This window comes from Thioalkalivibrio sp. AKL19, assembly GCF_000420165.1.
Taxonomy (GTDB): Bacteria; Pseudomonadota; Gammaproteobacteria; order Ectothiorhodospirales; family Ectothiorhodospiraceae; genus Thioalkalivibrio.
Genome location: NZ_ATUK01000010.1, coordinates 282,229 through 297,416 on the forward strand (window position 1 = coordinate 282,229; position 15,188 = coordinate 297,416).

General features: G+C 66.9%; 17 protein-coding genes and 1 other RNA gene. 9 read left to right on the plus strand and 9 right to left on the minus strand.

The window, feature by feature from the left end; all coding sequences use genetic code 11:
* Nucleotides 1-52 precede the first annotated feature (52 nt).
* Nucleotides 53-1,132 (plus strand): metal-dependent hydrolase, encoded by a 1,080-nt coding sequence (locus F817_RS0103225; protein ID WP_024326296.1) that lies wholly within the window; start codon nucleotides 53-55, stop codon nucleotides 1,130-1,132.
* An 11-nt stretch (nucleotides 1,133-1,143) separates the two neighbouring features.
* A complete protein-coding gene (locus F817_RS0103230) occupies nucleotides 1,144-1,455 on the plus strand; it encodes a hypothetical protein (protein ID WP_042799066.1) in 312 nt (103 codons plus the stop codon).
* 282 nt (nucleotides 1,456-1,737) lie between these two features.
* On the opposite strand, the gene F817_RS14685 is transcribed toward F817_RS0103230, so the two are convergent.
* Together F817_RS14685 and orn are read right to left on the minus strand one after the other, a co-directional pair.
* Nucleotides 1,738-1,944 carry a hypothetical protein gene (locus F817_RS14685; RefSeq protein WP_155988433.1) on the minus strand — a complete coding sequence of 69 codons (207 nt, stop codon included), beginning with the start codon at nucleotides 1,942-1,944 and terminating at the stop codon, nucleotides 1,738-1,740.
* Nucleotides 1,945-2,362: 418 nt separating this feature from the next.
* A complete protein-coding gene (orn, locus tag F817_RS0103235) occupies nucleotides 2,363-2,926 on the minus strand; it encodes an oligoribonuclease (RefSeq protein WP_024326298.1) in 564 nt (187 codons plus the stop codon).
* 127 nt (nucleotides 2,927-3,053) lie between these two features.
* Here orn and F817_RS0103240 point away from each other — a divergent pair, with 127 nt between their 5' ends.
* From F817_RS0103240 to rsgA, 3 genes are read left to right on the plus strand one after another with little or no spacing between them, the layout of a single operon-like run.
* Nucleotides 3,054-3,374: a cytochrome c gene (locus tag F817_RS0103240; RefSeq protein ID WP_024326299.1), complete on the plus strand. Its 321-nt coding sequence runs from the start codon at nucleotides 3,054-3,056 to the stop codon at nucleotides 3,372-3,374.
* Entirely contained in the window at nucleotides 3,367-3,702 is a 336-nt protein-coding gene (locus tag F817_RS0103245) for a 4a-hydroxytetrahydrobiopterin dehydratase (RefSeq protein WP_024326300.1), read from the plus strand. The genes F817_RS0103240 and F817_RS0103245 overlap by 8 nt, the downstream gene beginning before the upstream one ends.
* 21 nt (nucleotides 3,703-3,723) lie before the next feature.
* Nucleotides 3,724-4,620, plus strand: a complete 897-nt coding sequence (gene rsgA / locus F817_RS0103250) for a ribosome small subunit-dependent GTPase A (protein WP_024326301.1) — start codon at nucleotides 3,724-3,726, stop codon at nucleotides 4,618-4,620.
* Nucleotides 4,621-4,852: 232 nt separating this feature from the next.
* Here the strand turns inward: rsgA and F817_RS0103255 are convergent, their stop codons facing one another.
* The 6 genes from F817_RS0103255 to ffs form a co-directional block, all read right to left on the minus strand.
* Nucleotides 4,853-5,656, minus strand: a complete 804-nt coding sequence (locus F817_RS0103255; RefSeq protein WP_024326302.1) for a hypothetical protein — start codon at nucleotides 5,654-5,656, stop codon at nucleotides 4,853-4,855.
* Nucleotides 5,657-5,689: 33 nt separating this feature from the next.
* The gene (locus tag F817_RS0103260; RefSeq protein ID WP_024326303.1) at nucleotides 5,690-6,034 is read right to left on the minus strand and encodes a histidine triad nucleotide-binding protein; all 345 of its coding nucleotides are present in this window, start codon (nucleotides 6,032-6,034) and stop codon (nucleotides 5,690-5,692) included.
* A 37-nt stretch (nucleotides 6,035-6,071) separates the two neighbouring features.
* Nucleotides 6,072-6,662, minus strand: coding sequence for a recombination mediator RecR (gene recR, locus F817_RS0103265; protein WP_024326304.1), 591 nt, complete (start codon nucleotides 6,660-6,662; stop codon nucleotides 6,072-6,074).
* 22 nt (nucleotides 6,663-6,684) lie between these two features.
* Complete coding sequence (locus tag F817_RS0103270; RefSeq protein WP_018866552.1) at nucleotides 6,685-7,011, minus strand: YbaB/EbfC family nucleoid-associated protein; 327 nt, start codon at nucleotides 7,009-7,011, stop codon at nucleotides 6,685-6,687.
* A gap of 237 nt (nucleotides 7,012-7,248) precedes the next feature.
* On the minus strand, nucleotides 7,249-9,057 hold the full coding sequence (dnaX, locus tag F817_RS0103275) for a DNA polymerase III subunit gamma/tau (protein ID WP_024326305.1): 1,809 nt from the start codon (nucleotides 9,055-9,057) through the stop codon (nucleotides 7,249-7,251).
* Between the two features lie 86 nt (nucleotides 9,058-9,143).
* Nucleotides 9,144-9,240: signal recognition particle sRNA small type (gene ffs / locus F817_RS14025), an RNA gene on the minus strand.
* Nucleotides 9,241-9,523: 283 nt separating this feature from the next.
* On the opposite strand from ffs, the gene F817_RS0103280 reads away from it, so the two are divergent.
* Nucleotides 9,524-10,273, plus strand: coding sequence for a glutathione peroxidase (locus tag F817_RS0103280; protein WP_024326306.1), 750 nt, complete (start codon nucleotides 9,524-9,526; stop codon nucleotides 10,271-10,273).
* Nucleotides 10,274-10,451: 178 nt separating this feature from the next.
* Complete coding sequence (gene gorA / locus F817_RS0103285; protein WP_024326307.1) at nucleotides 10,452-11,846, plus strand: glutathione-disulfide reductase; 1,395 nt, start codon at nucleotides 10,452-10,454, stop codon at nucleotides 11,844-11,846.
* A 446-nt stretch (nucleotides 11,847-12,292) separates the two neighbouring features.
* Here the strand turns inward: gorA and F817_RS13700 are convergent, their stop codons facing one another.
* Nucleotides 12,293-12,580: a hypothetical protein gene (locus F817_RS13700; protein ID WP_081644444.1), complete on the minus strand. Its 288-nt coding sequence runs from the start codon at nucleotides 12,578-12,580 to the stop codon at nucleotides 12,293-12,295.
* Nucleotides 12,581-12,886: 306 nt separating this feature from the next.
* Between F817_RS13700 and F817_RS14030 the strand changes: the two genes are divergently transcribed.
* Complete coding sequence (locus tag F817_RS14030; protein WP_018146152.1) at nucleotides 12,887-13,051, plus strand: DUF1328 domain-containing protein; 165 nt, start codon at nucleotides 12,887-12,889, stop codon at nucleotides 13,049-13,051.
* Between the two features lie 225 nt (nucleotides 13,052-13,276).
* On the plus strand, nucleotides 13,277-15,154 hold the full coding sequence (locus tag F817_RS0103300) for a DUF294 nucleotidyltransferase-like domain-containing protein (protein ID WP_024326309.1): 1,878 nt from the start codon (nucleotides 13,277-13,279) through the stop codon (nucleotides 15,152-15,154).
* Nucleotides 15,155-15,188 lie beyond the last annotated feature (34 nt).

The following is a 15,188-nucleotide window of genomic DNA, read 5'->3' on the forward strand; positions in this document are numbered from 1 at the left end:
GGGCGCCGGACGCCGGTCACAGGCGCGTCAACGCACAAGGAAATCGTTTCACATGGATCCCGTTACCCAAGCCAGCCTGGGCGCCGTCGTCGGCGGACTGACCCTCGGATCGCGCCTGGGCCGCAAGGCCGTACTGCTGGGCGCCGCCGTGGCCATCGTCCCGGATCTCGATGTGCTCATAGCCTACGGGGATGACGTCTCCGATTTCATCTATCACCGTGGCTTCAGTCACTCCCTGCTGCTGCATCTGCTGGTCGCAACCGGCGTGGCGGGCCTGCTCGCGCGCATCCCGGCGACCCGCGAGATCGGCTTCGGGCACTGGTGGTGGTTCCTGTTCCTGGTACTGTCCACCCACGTACTGCTGGACGCCCTGACCACCTATGGCACGCAGATCCTGTGGCCCTTCATGGGCCCGGTCGGGACGGCCTCGATCTTCGTCATCGACCCTCTCTACACCCTGCCCCTGCTGGTGGCCGCCATTGGCGCAATGTTCTACCACTTCGCACCACGGCTGCTGGTTGCCGGGCTCGTCCTGTCCACCGCCTATGCCGGATCGGGGCTGGCCCTGAAGGCCTGGCTCGACCACCGGATCCACCCCGTGCTGATCGCGATGGAGCTGCAGGATCAGCCGCGCATGGTGCAGCCTACCCCGTTCAACCTGCTGCTGTGGCGTGTCACCGTGGTGGACGATGACCGCTTTCTGGAGGCCTGGGTGGGTATCCTCGATCAGCCCATCCGCCCCGACTTCGAGGTCTTCGAGCGCGGTGCACACCTGCAGGACGAGGCCCTGGCCCTGGAGGACGGGCAGCGTCTGCAATGGTTCGCCGGCGACTTCCTGCGCTTTCACCGCGCCGAGCCCGCCGACGGCCCCGACCGGCTGGTCGTCACCGACCTGCGCCTCGGCGCACCCGGCTACTTCCCCTTCGGCTTCGAGATCGCCGAGGAACGCGACGGCGACTGGGAGCCGATCACCAGCCGCCAGGTCCGCGAGACGGGTCCGCGTGGAGACGCGATCCGTGCCATCGCCACGCGCATCATTGATCCGGAGGGCGCGCCCTGCCTGATGGACCTGGCCGAACCCGACTACGCCGTCACCCGGCCGCCGCCGCGCTGCCGCCTGCGGACGCCGTGATCGGATCCGGCATGGTTGAACCGGGACTGGCGGCCGCCTGCGAACTGTGTGGCCGCAAGATGGACGCGCTGACCCGCCACCACCTGATCCCGCGCAAGCAGCACCGGCGCAAGCGCATCCGCCGACGATTCAGCCGCGCCGAGCGCGAGGGCCGCATCCTGTGGGTCTGCCGCCCCTGCCATGATCACGTCCACAAGCACTTCGACGAGCAAACCCTGGCGGAACGCCTGAACACCCGCGAGGCACTCCTCACCGAACCAGTGGTACAGGATTTTATCGCCTGGATCGCCCGCCACCCACCCGGCTTCAAGCCGCGTAGCTAGCGCGCGTGGACCGCGGCGGGCCTGACCAGGCTCGATTCGTCGTCGGTGTCTTCGGCGCGTTTGGCTGTCCGCCTGCCTTGTGGTGGCTGGTCCTGGTTCGTCGCCCGGTGTTTCCGGTGCCTTCGGTCTGCCGCCTGCCAGGCGCTGACTCGCCAGCGCACCCCGAGGTCCTTTCTTGCTTGCCCAAGAAAGGACCCTTCGAGGCGCACCCGGATTCCGCCCGGGAACCTTGCTCCAGGGCCCTCGGGCCGGCGGCGCTGAACTCGCTACGCTGCGCTTCGCTCAGACATCCAGCGCCTTGTTCCGGCCCATCACGCCCTCCGCGAGGGGCTCCATACGGGAGGAGAAGGTCAAAACCGACCGTATCCCGACGCTTCCGCCTAACCATAGGCATCGCCGCCCGAAAGCCCCCGGCGCTCGCTTCGCGGGCGCGGCACGCAACGGCCAAAGGCCGAGCGTGCCCAAGATGGCCGAAGACCTCGCCATCATCCACTGGCAATAACGCCGGGACAGCCGTTGTCTTGACCTGCCTCCCCGTTGTCGTCGCGCCGAGTGGAGAGGCTTTTCGCGGGAGAAGAGGCGCTGGATGTCTGAGCGGAGCCGCAGGCGCAGCGAGTTCAGCGCCGCCCGCGAAAAGCCTCGGAGCGAGGGAAACCCCGGCTCGCGCAGCGGGCCGGGGTCGCGGCAGTCGGGCGTGTTTCGTGGGTACTTCTTTGCACGAGCAAAGAAGTACCTCGCGGTGCGCTGGCGAGTCAGCGCCGGGCAGTATGTGGACCGAAGGCACGTAAACACCCGAAGACGAACCGGGACCAGCCACCACGAGGCAGGCGGCTGTATAGAACCACTGGATAGCGTCCTGTTCCCAGCTAACAATCAAAAGCGGGCATGCAGAATGCCCGGGGCCGGATCAGTGCTGCGAGGCGGGCGGCAGCTGGATAAAGCGCTCGCGATACAGGCGCAGTTCGTCGATGGAGTCGCGGATATCCTGCAGTGCCTGATGCGACGCGTTCTTGCGCAGCTGCGCGATCACGTCCGGCGCCCAGCGCCGCGCCAGTTCCTTGAGCGTCGAGACATCCAGATTGCGGTAGTGGAAGTACTGCTCCAGCTCCGGCATCAACCGCGCCATAAAACGACGATCCTGGCAGATGGAATTGCCGCACATCGGCGAGGCGCCCTTCGGCACGTACTGCGCTAGGAACTCCAGGGTGGCCTGCTCCGCGTCCCGCGTTTCAGCCGAGCTGTTGCGTACCCGCTCGACCAGGCCCGAAGTCCCGTGGGTCCGCTGGTTCCATTCATCCATCGCCTCCAGCACCTCGGCTGGCTGGTAGATGGCAATGACCGGACCCTCGGCCAGAATGTTCAGCTCCTTGTCGGTGACGATGGTCGCCACCTCCAGGATCCGGTCGGTCTGCGGCTCCAGCCCCGTCATCTCGAGATCGATCCAGATCAGGTTTTCGGCGTTCACGGCCATGTGTGCACTCCTTGGCGGGCAGGCCACGCATGCGTGACGGCTGCCCTTTCATCTGTCGCGGGAGTCTATCATCATGGTTGCAGGGTCCGTGTCCACGGACCCGAACCCCCGGAACAAGGAGGGAAGCATGCGACATCCCAATGCAACGATTGCCACCGGCGCGGCCTTACTGGCCCTGGGTCTGGGTGGCGCCAGCACGGCGCTGGCCGACGACATCCGCGCGGGACAGGAACTGCACGGCGACAACTGCATCAGCTGCCATGCCGACATGGTCGGGGGCGATGGCTCCGGACTCTACACACGCGACAATCGCATGGTCGGCTCGCACGACGAGCTGGTCGCGCAGGTCAACAACTGCAACGTCAACCTTGGTACCAACTGGTTCGACGACGAAGTGAATGCCGTGGTCGCCTACCTCAATGCGGAGTACTACCAGTTCGATGAGTGATCTCAAGACCCGACACTGCCAGTCCTGCGAAGGCTTCACCGAGCCGATGCCGCGCGAGGACGCGGAACGTGCCCTGCGGCAACTGCACGACGCCTGGGGCATCGACGAAGCCGGCAAGAGCATCCAGCGCAGCTTCAAGTTCAAGAACTTCCACGAAACCATGGCGTTCGTGAACGCCGTGGCCTGGATCGCCCACGTCGAGGATCACCACCCCGACATGGCGGTCGGCTTCAATCGTTGCGCGGTGGAGTTCTCGACCCATGCCATCGGTGGCCTGAGCGAGAACGACTTCATCTGCGCCGCGCGCATCGATGCGCTGTTTGACTGACCCTCTCCCCGGAGCCCTGGCTTGAGCCGGATAGCCCGGGTCTTCGCCCGCCACAACCAGATGGCCGACGTCGCGGAGGCCGACCAGCCCCCGCGACGCCTCCGGCTGCACCGGCGTTTCCGGGACCTCGCCTGCGGCGACCAGGTGGAGCTGGATGACACGGGCGAGCAGGTCGCGCGCCAGCTCGAGCGTGACAATGTGCTGGTACGCCGCGACGGCTTCGGTCGGCGCAAGGTCATTGCGGCCAACATCGACTGCGTGTGGATCGTAATCGCGCCGGAGCCGGCTCCCTCGCGCAACCTGATCGACCGCTTCCTGGTGGCCATCCTCAACCTGCCCGCCCGTCCCCGGCTGCTAGTCAACAAGCAGGACACCGGCTCCGCGGACCCTCCCGAATGGCTGGAGGCCTACCGCGGCCTGGAGCTGGACCCGCTGTTCGTCAGCGCGAGGACCGGCTACGGGCTAGACGACCTGGCGGCGGCTGCGGCCGGCCAGACCAACATCCTGGTCGGTCAGTCCGGCGTCGGAAAGTCCTCGCTGGTGGCGGCCCTGCTCGAGCAGTACGGCATCGCCGATGCGATCGCGCCCGCGACGGACGATCTTGCGGCCTCCGGCGAGGGCCGCCACACCACCGTCACCGCCCAGTGGTATCCCCTGGCCAACGGCGGTGCGTGGATCGACTCGCCGGGCGTGCGCGATTTCACCCCGGAGATCCCGTCACTGGATACCCTGGAGCGGGGCTTCCCGGACATCGCGGAGCGCGGCGATCAATGCCGCTTTCGCGACTGCCGCCACCAGCGCGAGCCGGGCTGCGCGGTACTGGCCGCGATCGCGGCCGGTGAACTTCCCGCCGCCCGCCTGCAGGCCTGGCACGACCTGGCCGCGGAAATCCCTACCCAGGCCCGCGCCCGCGGGTAACGGTTCCACCACGGAGCGCACAAGAAACCCAAAAAATCGATTTACAGAAAGAAGGGAAGACTGGAAGGGGAAAGGGATTGAAAACCGCTTGTTCGATTAAGCCCTGCGAACGGTCCCGGCGCCGCTCAGCGCATTAAAACTGGCATTTCTTCCAACCTTCCCAACTTCCCGTTACCGCTCTTGAAGGGTTTCTTCGTACTCGCGCAGGGGTGGTGTCGCGGTGGGACCGGGATCAGAAAGTCAGACCCATCTCGACGCCGATGACCGAAGAGGCCGGATCACGGCTTGCACCGTCGAATTCAAGACGATCGGCCAGCCAGTCATCAGCCGAATTCAACGAGTAGTCGTCGTAGTACAGACTCAGGGACAGCTCGGACTGGTTCTGCAGACGCAGCCGCCCGTCCAGGCTCAGATAGCCGGCGGTGCGGCTGATGTCGCGGTTGCGGTCGCCGTAGCCGAAGCCCATCCCGCGATCGTCGCTGGACAGGGGCTGACGCACCCCCACCCGGAACTGGCTGTCGAAGCGGCCGGTGGCGAAGGTCGGCCCAAAGCTGAAATCGGTGAAATAGGAGGTGGACTCGCTCGTGGGTCCCAGATCGTTCCACTCCGGACGGGTTTCCATGCCGAAGCCCAGGTTCAGGCCATACCCAAAGCCACCCCCCAGGTCCTGGTGGTAGCCACCCACGGCCTCGAACAGGCGCGGGCTGGCAAAGGCATTGTCGGTCGCGTCCAGGGCCGGGGCATCTCCGGTACTGCGCACCGACAGACGGTAGGGAGACGCGTCTTCGCGATCGGCTTCCGCCTCGCCGCGCGATACCGAAACCGCCGGGCCCACCCCCGCGAATCCGTCAGCCTGAGGCGCCGGCGACAGCGAATAGCGATCGTCCGCACTGACCGGTCCGGCGACGAGCGCGAACGAACCCACCAGCAGCGCAACCGCGAGCAGGGGCCCGCGCGGCGCGCACACGCGAACCCGCCGCAGGGTTTGCACCTGCGGCGGGTTCGGGGCTGCACCGTTCAGTCCGTATCGCGTCACGCCAGTGATCCGTGTTGTTGTTCGTTATCGGCTCTAGCCGGGAGGCCAGCTCAACGCTCGCCCGGCGAGGACATGCATGTGTATATGGTAGACCGTCTGCCCACCGTGTTCGTTGCAATTCATCACGGTTCGATAACCGTTTTCCGCAAATCCGCGATCGCGCGCGATCTGCGCGGCCACCCGGCTCATCTGGCCGATCACCGGGGCATCGGCCTCACCCAGATCGTTCAGTGTGGCGATGTGCTTTTTCGGGATCACCAGCACGTGCTCGGGTGCCTGCGGGTTCAGGTCCTCGAAGGCCACTACGGCATCGTCCTCGAACACCACCTTGGCCGGGATCTCGCCCGCCACGATCTTGCAGAACACGCAATCGGTCATGCCGCTACTCCTGCGTTTATCCAAATATTACCACGCATCAATACTCTCGCCGACCCGACAGGGCGTGCGCCAGGGTGCCGGCGTCGATGTACTCCAGTTCGCCGCCGCTGGGGATTCCCTGGGCAATCCGGGTCGTGCGCACACCGTGGCGTGCCGCCATCTCCGCCAGGTAATGGGCGGTGACCTCGCCCTCGACCGATGTATTCGTGGCCAGGATCAGTTCTTCCACGCCCTCCGCCTGCAAACGCGCTTCCAGGCGGTCCAACCCGAGCTCCTCGGGGCCAATGCCGTCCAGCGGCGACAGGCGCCCGAGGAGCACATGGAAGCGCCCGCCGAACTCGGTCGCCGACTCGATGGCGAGCACATCGCCGGGGCTCTCCACGACGCAGACCACGCGCGAATCGCGTTCCGGATCGGCACAACGGCTGCAGGTCTCGGACGCGGTCAGCGTCCGGCACACCGAGCAGTGGCCGATGCGGGCCACCGCATTGTCCACGGCCCGAGCAAGGCGGCGGGCACCGTCGCGGTCACGCTCCAGCAGGTGCAGCGCCATGCGCCGCGCCGACTTCGCCCCGACACCGGGGAGGCAGCGCAACGCCTGGACCAGTTCGTCCAGTTCCGCTTCCATCAGGGAGGTCCGGCCCGCCGACTCAGAACGGGAGCTTCATGCCGGCCGGCAGCCCCATGCCTTCGGTCAGGCTGCCCATGCGCTCCTGCGTCGTGGATTCGACCTTCTGCACCGCGTCATTGATGGCGGCGGCCACCAGGTCCTCGATCATGTCGCGGTCATCCTCGAACAGGCTGGGGTCGATCTTGACCCGCCGCGCCGCGTACTTGCCGGTCAGGACCACGCTGACCAGCCCGCCGCCGGCCTGACCCTCGATCTCCATTTCGGCCAGTTCCGCCTGCACCTTCTGCATGTCTTCCTGCATCTTCTGGGCCTGCTTCATCAGGCCACCCATGCCACCTTTCATCATCGGTTCGATCTCCTGCCCCGCAGCACAGCGGGTATTGGTTCAGTTGAATCAGCGTGGGGCCGGCGACGCGTCGCCCGCTAACCGGGGGGCGCTGATTGACTCCCACGTCCGTCCGCGACGGTGCCCCATCGTACCCGCTGACTGCGCCGCGGCTGGCTTGTGCAGCTCGGCGACACGGCGCTCACGGCACCTTGGTCCGCGAGCAAAATCGACTCGAGCGCGGACCACGCGGATTCATCAGCGGCTCCCTGCATTGTCCTCGTTCGTCTCGCGAATGCGCACGGCCCCCAGTTCGGCCCCGAACTCCTGGCCCAGAGCCTGGACCACCGGGTCCTCGCGCATGGTCGTCTCGGCGCTTGCCTGGCGTTCCGCGGAAGCCGCCGCAAGCCGCGCCGCGGGCGTCGCTTCCGACGGTTCCGACTGGTTGACGATCTCCAGCCGCAGGGCGTGGCCCAGCGCCTTCTCCAGGGCTTCCTTCAGCCGCGTCTTGGCCCGGTCGGTGCACAGCGTACCCGGGGCCACCGCGATCACCACACGCTCGGCGTCATGCTTGCGCAGTTCGGCATGCAGGGCGAGTTCGCGCACCGTCCCCATGGGCAGACCCTCGGCGAAGCGGTGCCAGTCGAACATTCCGTCCGCCGCCACGCTCGGTGCGGCCGGCCCGGGCATGCCGCTGGCCGTGGCCGCGGCCGGTTGTGGCGACGATTCGGGAGGCGCGGATTCCGCGGCCCGTGGATCGGCTGCGGGGGGTTCCGGTGCCGGTGGCGGTTCGTTCACCTCGTCCCGGGGACGTGACGGCACCTCGCCAGACCGATCGGTCGGTTGCGGCGGCGGCTCCGGAGCCGCCGCCGGGGATACGGCGGACGCGCCCCCGGCCGCGGTGTTCGCGGGTCGCGCCGCGGCCGGGGCGGACGGACGTCGCACGGTGTCGTCACTCGTCGACCCGGCGCCATCCGGGGTCGGTTCCGGACGAAAGGCCAGCAGGCGCAACAGGGTCATCTCCACACCCATGCGCGCATCCGGGGCATAGGGAAGATCCCGCACCCCGTGGATCAGGATCTGATAGGCCAGCTGAATCGTCTCCGGGTCGACCCGGTCAGCCGCCTCGTGGGCCCAGACCAGGGCTTCCTCGCCGGCACCCGGCACGGACCCGGCCACCTGCTGCACCGCAACCTGGTGTACCAGCGCGGCCAGCTCGTCCAGCAGCCGCGACCAGTCGGGGCCCAGCGTCTCGAGCTCCGCCAGGCCCGCCAGCAGACCGGGGCCGTCACCGGTAAACACCGCATCCAGCAACCCGGCCAGGCGCGTGCGCGGCAACAACCCGAGCATGTCACAGGCATCGGACTCGCTCAGGTGGTCGCCGCCATAGGCGATCGCCTGATCGGTCAGACTCAGCGCATCGCGCATCGAGCCCTCGGCGGCCTCGCCCAGGCGCAGCAGCGCACCCGGCTCCGCCTCGACCCCTTCGGCGGCCAGGATGCGCGTGAGGTGCTCGGCGATCATCGCCGGCGGCATCGGTTTCAGGTTGAACTGGAGACAGCGCGACAGCACCGTGACCGGCAGCTTCTGCGGGTCCGTGGTCGCCAGCAGGAATTTCACGTGCTCCGGCGGCTCCTCCAACGTCTTCAGCAACGCGTTGAAGCTCTTCTCGGAGAGCATGTGCACCTCGTCGATCAGGTACACCTTGAAGCGCCCGGTGGTCGGGGCGTAGGAGACGTTGTCCAGCAGCTCGCGGGTGTCATCGACCCGCGTGCGCGAGGCGGCATCCACCTCGATCAGATCCAGATGGCGGCCCTCGGCGATCTCGACACAGGAGCGGCACTCGCCGCAGGGCGTGGCGGTCACGCCGGTTTCGCAGTTCAGGCAGCGCGCGAGGATCCGCGCGATGGTGGTCTTGCCCACACCGCGGGTGCCGGCAAACAGATAGGCATGATGCAGGCGGTCGCCACTCAGGGCATTGGCCAGGGCGCGCACCACATGCGGCTGCCCGACCAGGTCCTCGAAGCGCGAGGGACGCCACTTGCGGGCCAGAACCTGGTGACTCATGCCTCCCCCGTCGATCGAGTCATTTGCGTGCCCGGGCGCGGGCCATCACCGCAGGACTCCGGGCCGCAGGGAATAAGGGTGGTGGCCCGCACCCGCCACACCCCGGCGCCCGACGCAGCTGCTACCGTTGCTCCCTTCCGGGCCTGGCGGGGTTCACAACCTGTCGTCGCGAGGGGACTGATACGGACCACCATAACGCGGTCCGCGATTCGGTGTTTCCGAACCGGGGCGGCAAGCTTCCGCATTTCCGGCGAACGCGTCAACCTTGGAGGGCACTAAAGGGGCGCAACCGGCTCTACCCCCGGCGGCCGGCCCATTGATAGCCTAAGGCTAACACTTAAATAGAAAACAAACACTGGATCAATCGACAGCCAGGCCTTATCTTGAGTCCCGTAGTCGGGCTTCGGCCCGGCCGGAAAACCCATTTTCTCTCTGACAATCAACATTCAATACAGGAGTACGACACATGGAACTTGAAAATCGCGAAGGCCAGCGCGTCCCGGAAGTCACCTTCCGCTGCCGCAAGGACAACGACTGGAACGACGTGCGCTCGGAAGACCTGTTCAAGGGTCGCAACGTGGTCGTGTTCGCCCTGCCGGGCGCGTTCACCCCGACCTGCTCGTCCGCCCACGTGCCGCGCTACAACGAGCTGGCGCCGGTGCTCAAGCAGCACGGCATCGACGAGATCGTCTGCATCTCGGTCAACGACGGCTTCGTCATGGAGGCCTGGCAGGCCGATCAGCAGGCCGACCGCGTGACCTTCATCGCCGACGGCAACGGCGAGTTCACCGAACAGATGGGCATGCTGGTCGACAAGAGCGACCTCGGCTTCGGCTGGCGCTCCTGGCGCTACTCCATGCTGGTGCGCGACGGCGTGATCGAGAAGCAGTTCATCGAGCCGGACGAGCCGGGCGACCCCTTCGTGGTCTCCGACGCCGACACGATGCTGGCTCACGTCGCCCCGGATGCGGCCTGCCCCGAAGACGTGGTGGTCTTCACCAAGCCGGGCTGCCCGTACTGCGCCAGCGCCAAGGAGATGCTGGAGAGCGCCGGTCTCGACTACGAGGAGATCGTCCTGGGCCGCGACGCCAGCCTGCGCAGCCTGCGCGCCGCCACCGGCGCGATGACGGTCCCGCAGGTGTTCGTCGGCGGCCACCGCATCGGCGGTTCGGAAGAGCTGCAGGAATGGATCTCGCGCGAAAAGAAGGCGGCGTAAGCGCCTGCCCGCCGGGACGGGTCCTCGCGACCCGTCCCCGGTGGTCACCTCGACCGGGTGGCCATTCGTGTCCGGACCCCGCCCGTTCCGGACGTCCGGACACGAATGGCAGACCCCCGCGGCCGCACCGCGTGCGGTCGTTATGCAACACTTTCACCGAAACCTTCGAGGAATCGACATGGAACACTACGACATCATCGTGATTGGCGGCGGCAGCGGCGGTCTGGCCGTGGCGGAGCGCGTCGCCCCGCACGGCGCCCGCGTCGCCGTGTTCGACCCCAAGCCGCTGGGCGGCACCTGCGTGAACGAGGGCTGCGTGCCCAAGAAGCTCACCTGGTACGCGGCGGAGCATCTCGCGCACGCCCGCGAGGCCGGCGAGTTCGGCGTGGACGTCGAGATCAAGGGCATCCGCTACGCCGACCTGGCGCACAAGCGCCAGGCGATGCTGAAGGACCTCAACCAGTTCTGGTCCGGGTACCTGGCGAAGCTGGGCGTGACCCACATCCCGGAACGGGCCCGCTTGACCGACAAGAACAAGGTGGTCGGCGAAAGCGGCACCGAGTACACCGCCGAGCGCATCGTGTTGGCCATGGGTGGCGCCCCGCTCGTGCCGCCGCTGGAGGGTGCCGAGCTGGGTGACACCTCCGACGACTTCTTCGAGTGGACCGAGCTGCCGGAATCCATCGCCGTAATCGGCGGCGGCTACATCGGGCTGGAAATGGCCGGCATGCTGCGCTCCATGGGCGTAAAGACCGACGTCGTCGCGATGGAGGACCGCGTGCTGGAGATCGCCGACCCGATGATCTCGCAGGTGCTGGACCAGCACATGGAGCACCAGGGCATCGAACGCCACCTGGGCATGAAGGCTGCGGGTCTGGGCGGCAAGCCCGGCGCGGTCACCGTCCAACTGGAAGGCGGCAAGGAACTGGGCCCGTACGAGAAGGTGCTGTGGGCCGTCGGCCGCAAGCCGGCCACCAGTGACATGGGCCTGGAAGAGGTCGGCGTCGAGATCGCCCGGGACGGGACGATCCCGGTCGACGAATGGCAGGCGACCAATGTCGAGGGCATCTACGCCCTCGGCGATATCATCGGCAAGGGTCCGCTGACCCCGGTGGCCATCGCCGCCGGCCGCCGCCTGGCCGCACACTGGTATGCCCCGGAGACGAATCCCGTACCGGTGGACTACGACCAGATCCCCACGGTCACCTTTACACACCCGACCGCAGGCATGGTCGGCCTGACCGAGCCGCAGGCGGTGGAGAAGTACGGGGACACGGTGCGTATCTACGAGACCCAGTTCGGCGGCCTGAACCGCGCCTTCGCCGAGGGCGAGGTGCCGCCGGTGGCCATGAAGCTGGTCTGCGCCGGGGACGACGAAAAGGTCGTCGGTATTCACATGATCGGCGCCAGTGTCGACGAGATGCTGCAGGGCTTCGCCGTGGCCGTGCGCATGGGCGCGACCAAGCGCGACCTGGACCTGACCATCCCGCTGCACCCGACCAGCGCCGAGGAACTGGTCACCCTGAAGGAAGGGCGCCCGGGCCGCCAGGACGGCATGGCCAAGGCCGCCTGAGGGGCGCCGCGCCCGCACCAGGCAAAAACCGCCCCGGGGAACTCCACCGGGGCGGCTTCACCAGCTTTCCTCGCGGGCCCTCTGTGCCCGCTTGTTCAGGCCCGGGTGACCAGGATCGCCAGCCGACCGATGCGGTGAACGCGTCGACCTTGGGAGACACTATCGAAGGCACGGCATTCTTATTCGGAACGAATCAGAATGTAAAATTTACTGACTACCCTGAAGACGCCCGCGATTCTCCCGAAAGACCCGGGATCAGCAAAGAAAACATGCGTGGTTCATTTTCGATCACTTGGAAACCGCGCGCACCCGCGGAACCGGAAAAGGCTGATGGGCGAGCCGCCATCCGCTCATGGCAACCCACCCACCAGCCTTTTGTTTCCTGATCGCGGTGTCCGATTGAACGAATGCCTTGCCGAACCGACCCAGACGCATGGCGCACCTGATCAATCCATGTCGCGCGCCGGAGCCTCCTCGTGGAACGCGTCGTCATGCCCCTGGGGACCGCGTCCGCCGTCTTGCGGCTCGTCCTCGCGCAGGTCCTCAACCCAGCCACGCAGGTCGTCCTCCACCTCTTCTACGGTCTCGTCGCCCGCCTCGCCGGCCTCCTCCGCCGGACCCGGGTCGGAGCACGCTGCCAGCAGACCTGCAGCCACCAGCAACAGGGCCATCCGGTACAGCGGAAAGCCCGCGAAACCGATCCCACCCTCACGGGTCCTGTGGGGTTTTCGCATTGCGCCAGTCATCTCGTGTTTCTCCATGGATTGTCTCGGACACTCGGCACTCGGCCCGCAAAACCCCAATGCACTACCTATCGAAAATGCGAAATGAATCGCCACTCTTGCCACCACCCGGACGTTATCCTGAAGGGGTTAAAAGGCGTCGATCAGCACGCTCAGTTTGTCCCTCCCCAGGCGATCCAGTCTCGAATTGCATTCCAGAACTGAGAACGAGTTCGCCAAGCACAATCAAAGCATAGACCCGAAACACGAAATCCGGCCTACACTTGATCATTCAATAGATTTGCAAGGAGTGACATCATGCTGGGATGGGCATTGCTATTTCTGATCGTCGCGATCGTCGCGGGCGCGCTGGGGCTGAGCGGGATTGCCGGGGCTGCCACGCAAATCGCCTGGATCCTGTTTGTCGTGGGCCTGATCCTGGCGGTGGTGTTCTTCGTCACCGGGAGGCGCCCCCCGGTGTAACGAAGGCTTGCTGACGACCGGGGCGAATGCGAACAGGTCGGCATTCGCCCCGGTTACGCCGCGGGCCGGTGTAACGAGAAGAAACACGCACGTTACGCAACGTAACGCACGGAACAGACCGCTTGGCCACAACCTGCTGATTCGCGGGGGCCAAAGAATTGGCGTGCAACTTGCAGTAGACCCCCGAGACGTGAACACCATCACTTTGGGGATGCCGCTACCGCCATGTCCGACGCGCTCGACAGCACCCGGGAGTTCCTCGGCGCCCACGCCCCGTTCGACCAGCTCGAGACGGATGCGCTGGAGTTCCTGCTGCCCCGCCTGGAGAGCCGCTTCTACGCGCGTGGCGCGCGCATCACCGACCCCGAGGCCGGTCCGGCCCAGCGTTTCCACATCATCCGCCAGGGCCGCATCCGCGGCGAGACCCCCAGCGAGGACGAACAGCTCTCCGGCAAGGCCTGGGAGCTGATCCCCGGCGAATGCTTCCCGATCGGCGCCCTCCTCGGCCGCCGCGCGGTACATACCGTGCATCGCGCGGCGGAGGACACCGTCTGCCTGGAACTGAGCCTGGAGGACTTCGACCGCCTGCGCGCCCGCTCGCGCGTCTTTAACGACTTCTGCACCCGGCGCCTGGCCAACCTGCTGGACCGCCTGCAGCAGGGCCTCGACACGCTGTCCGCCCGCGACGGCGGATCGGCCGGGCAATTGAACACGCCACTGGCCCTGCGCATTGCCCGCGAGCCGGTCACCTGTTCGCCCGACACACGCCTGCGCGATGTCCTGAGCACCATGCGCGACGAGCGCGTCGGCTCCATCGTCGCCGTTGACGGCAACCACCACCCGGTCGGCATCTTCACGCTGCATGACCTGCTTGCGCGCGTCGCGCTCGCCGATGTGGGCCTCGACACCGCGGTGCAGGCCGTGATGACCCCGGACCCGGTCGCGCTGGCCGAAAGCGCGCCGGGCTTCGAGGGGATCGAGGCCATGACCGAGCACGGCATGACCCATCTGTGCGTGGTACGCGATGGCCGCCTGGTCGGCGTACTGGGTGAACGCGACCTCCTCACCAGCCAGCCGCTGACGCTGGACGGCCTGGTGCGCGAAATCCGCCGCGCGGACTCGGTGGCGGCGATCGCCGAACGCCTGCGCCAGGTGCCACGCCTGATCGAGGCCGTGGCCGGCCAGGGCGCAGAAGCCGATCAGGTCCTGCGCCTGATCACGCGTCTCAACGAACACGCCACACGCCGCGTGCTGGCCCTGTTGCGGCCGCAGCACGAGGCCATCGAGGGCATCGACTTCACCTGGCTGGCGTTCGGCTCCCAGGCGCGCGAGGAGCAGGCCCTGGTCACGGACCAGGACAACGGCATCCTGTTCGACGCCGCGGCCAGCGACGCGGACGCAATCCGCGAGCGCCTGCTGCCGTACGCGAAGGACGTGAACCAGGCGCTGGCCGAGTGCGGGTTCATGCTGTGCCCCGGCAACATCATGGCCGGCAACCCGGAGTGCTGCCTGAGCGGCCCGGAGTGGGATCAGCGTTTCACCCGCTGGATCGAGCAAGGCACGCCGGAGCACCTGCTCAAGAGCAGCATCTTCTTCGATCTGCGCGCCGTGGACGGCGATGCCGGTCCGGTAGAGGCGCTGCGCACCCGCCTGCTGCAGAAGACCGCCTTCAACAGCCGCTTCCGCCGCCAGATGGCCGCCAACCAGCAGATGTTCCGCCCGCCGCTCGGGCTGTTCGGCGAGATCAAGAGCGGCGCCGAGGGGATCGACATCAAGAAACAGGGGCTGACGCCCTTCGTCGACGGCGCGCGGATCATCGCGCTGGCCGCCGAGCTCCCGGCCACGCGCACCCACGACCGCCTGGACCAGGCGGTCACCGCGGACGTCATGCGCGACGCCGACGCCCGGGACTACCACGCCGCCCTGCGCTACCTGCAGATGCTGCGCCTACGGGCCCAGCAAAAGGCCCTGCGCGAGGGGCGCGACGACGACAACCGAATCCGGCCGGAAGAGCTGGGTGCCCTGGAGGGACGGGTGCTCAAGGAGAGTTTCCGGCAGGCCCGCAAGCTGCAGGGGCAGCTTGAGGTGCAGTACCAGCTGTGATGGATCACGGCAAACAACAAAACCTTACGAGAGG

Excerpts from the sequence above, each read along its gene's own strand:
- F817_RS0103225 (WP_024326296.1), top strand. The coding sequence starts at position 53 with ATGGATCCCGTTACCCAAGCCAGCCTGGGCGCCGTCGTCGGCGGACTG.
- F817_RS0103230 (WP_042799066.1), top strand. The coding sequence starts at position 1,144 with ATGGTTGAACCGGGACTGGCGGCCGCCTGCGAACTGTGTGGCCGCAAG.
- F817_RS14685 (WP_155988433.1), bottom strand. The coding sequence starts at position 1,944 with ATGATGGCGAGGTCTTCGGCCATCTTGGGCACGCTCGGCCTTTGGCCG.
- orn (WP_024326298.1), bottom strand. The coding sequence starts at position 2,926 with ATGGCCGTGAACGCCGAAAACCTGATCTGGATCGATCTCGAGATGACG.
- F817_RS0103240 (WP_024326299.1), top strand. The coding sequence starts at position 3,054 with ATGCGACATCCCAATGCAACGATTGCCACCGGCGCGGCCTTACTGGCC.
- F817_RS0103245 (WP_024326300.1), top strand. The coding sequence starts at position 3,367 with ATGAGTGATCTCAAGACCCGACACTGCCAGTCCTGCGAAGGCTTCACC.
- F817_RS0103260 (WP_024326303.1), bottom strand. The coding sequence starts at position 6,034 with ATGACCGATTGCGTGTTCTGCAAGATCGTGGCGGGCGAGATCCCGGCC.
- recR (WP_024326304.1), bottom strand. The coding sequence starts at position 6,662 with ATGGAAGCGGAACTGGACGAACTGGTCCAGGCGTTGCGCTGCCTCCCC.
- F817_RS0103270 (WP_018866552.1), bottom strand. The coding sequence starts at position 7,011 with ATGATGAAAGGTGGCATGGGTGGCCTGATGAAGCAGGCCCAGAAGATG.
- dnaX (WP_024326305.1), bottom strand. The coding sequence starts at position 9,057 with ATGAGTCACCAGGTTCTGGCCCGCAAGTGGCGTCCCTCGCGCTTCGAG.
- F817_RS0103280 (WP_024326306.1), top strand. The coding sequence starts at position 9,524 with ATGGAACTTGAAAATCGCGAAGGCCAGCGCGTCCCGGAAGTCACCTTC.
- gorA (WP_024326307.1), top strand. The coding sequence starts at position 10,452 with ATGGAACACTACGACATCATCGTGATTGGCGGCGGCAGCGGCGGTCTG.
- F817_RS13700 (WP_081644444.1), bottom strand. The coding sequence starts at position 12,580 with ATGCGAAAACCCCACAGGACCCGTGAGGGTGGGATCGGTTTCGCGGGC.
- F817_RS14030 (WP_018146152.1), top strand. The coding sequence starts at position 12,887 with ATGCTGGGATGGGCATTGCTATTTCTGATCGTCGCGATCGTCGCGGGC.
- F817_RS0103300 (WP_024326309.1), top strand. The coding sequence starts at position 13,277 with ATGTCCGACGCGCTCGACAGCACCCGGGAGTTCCTCGGCGCCCACGCC.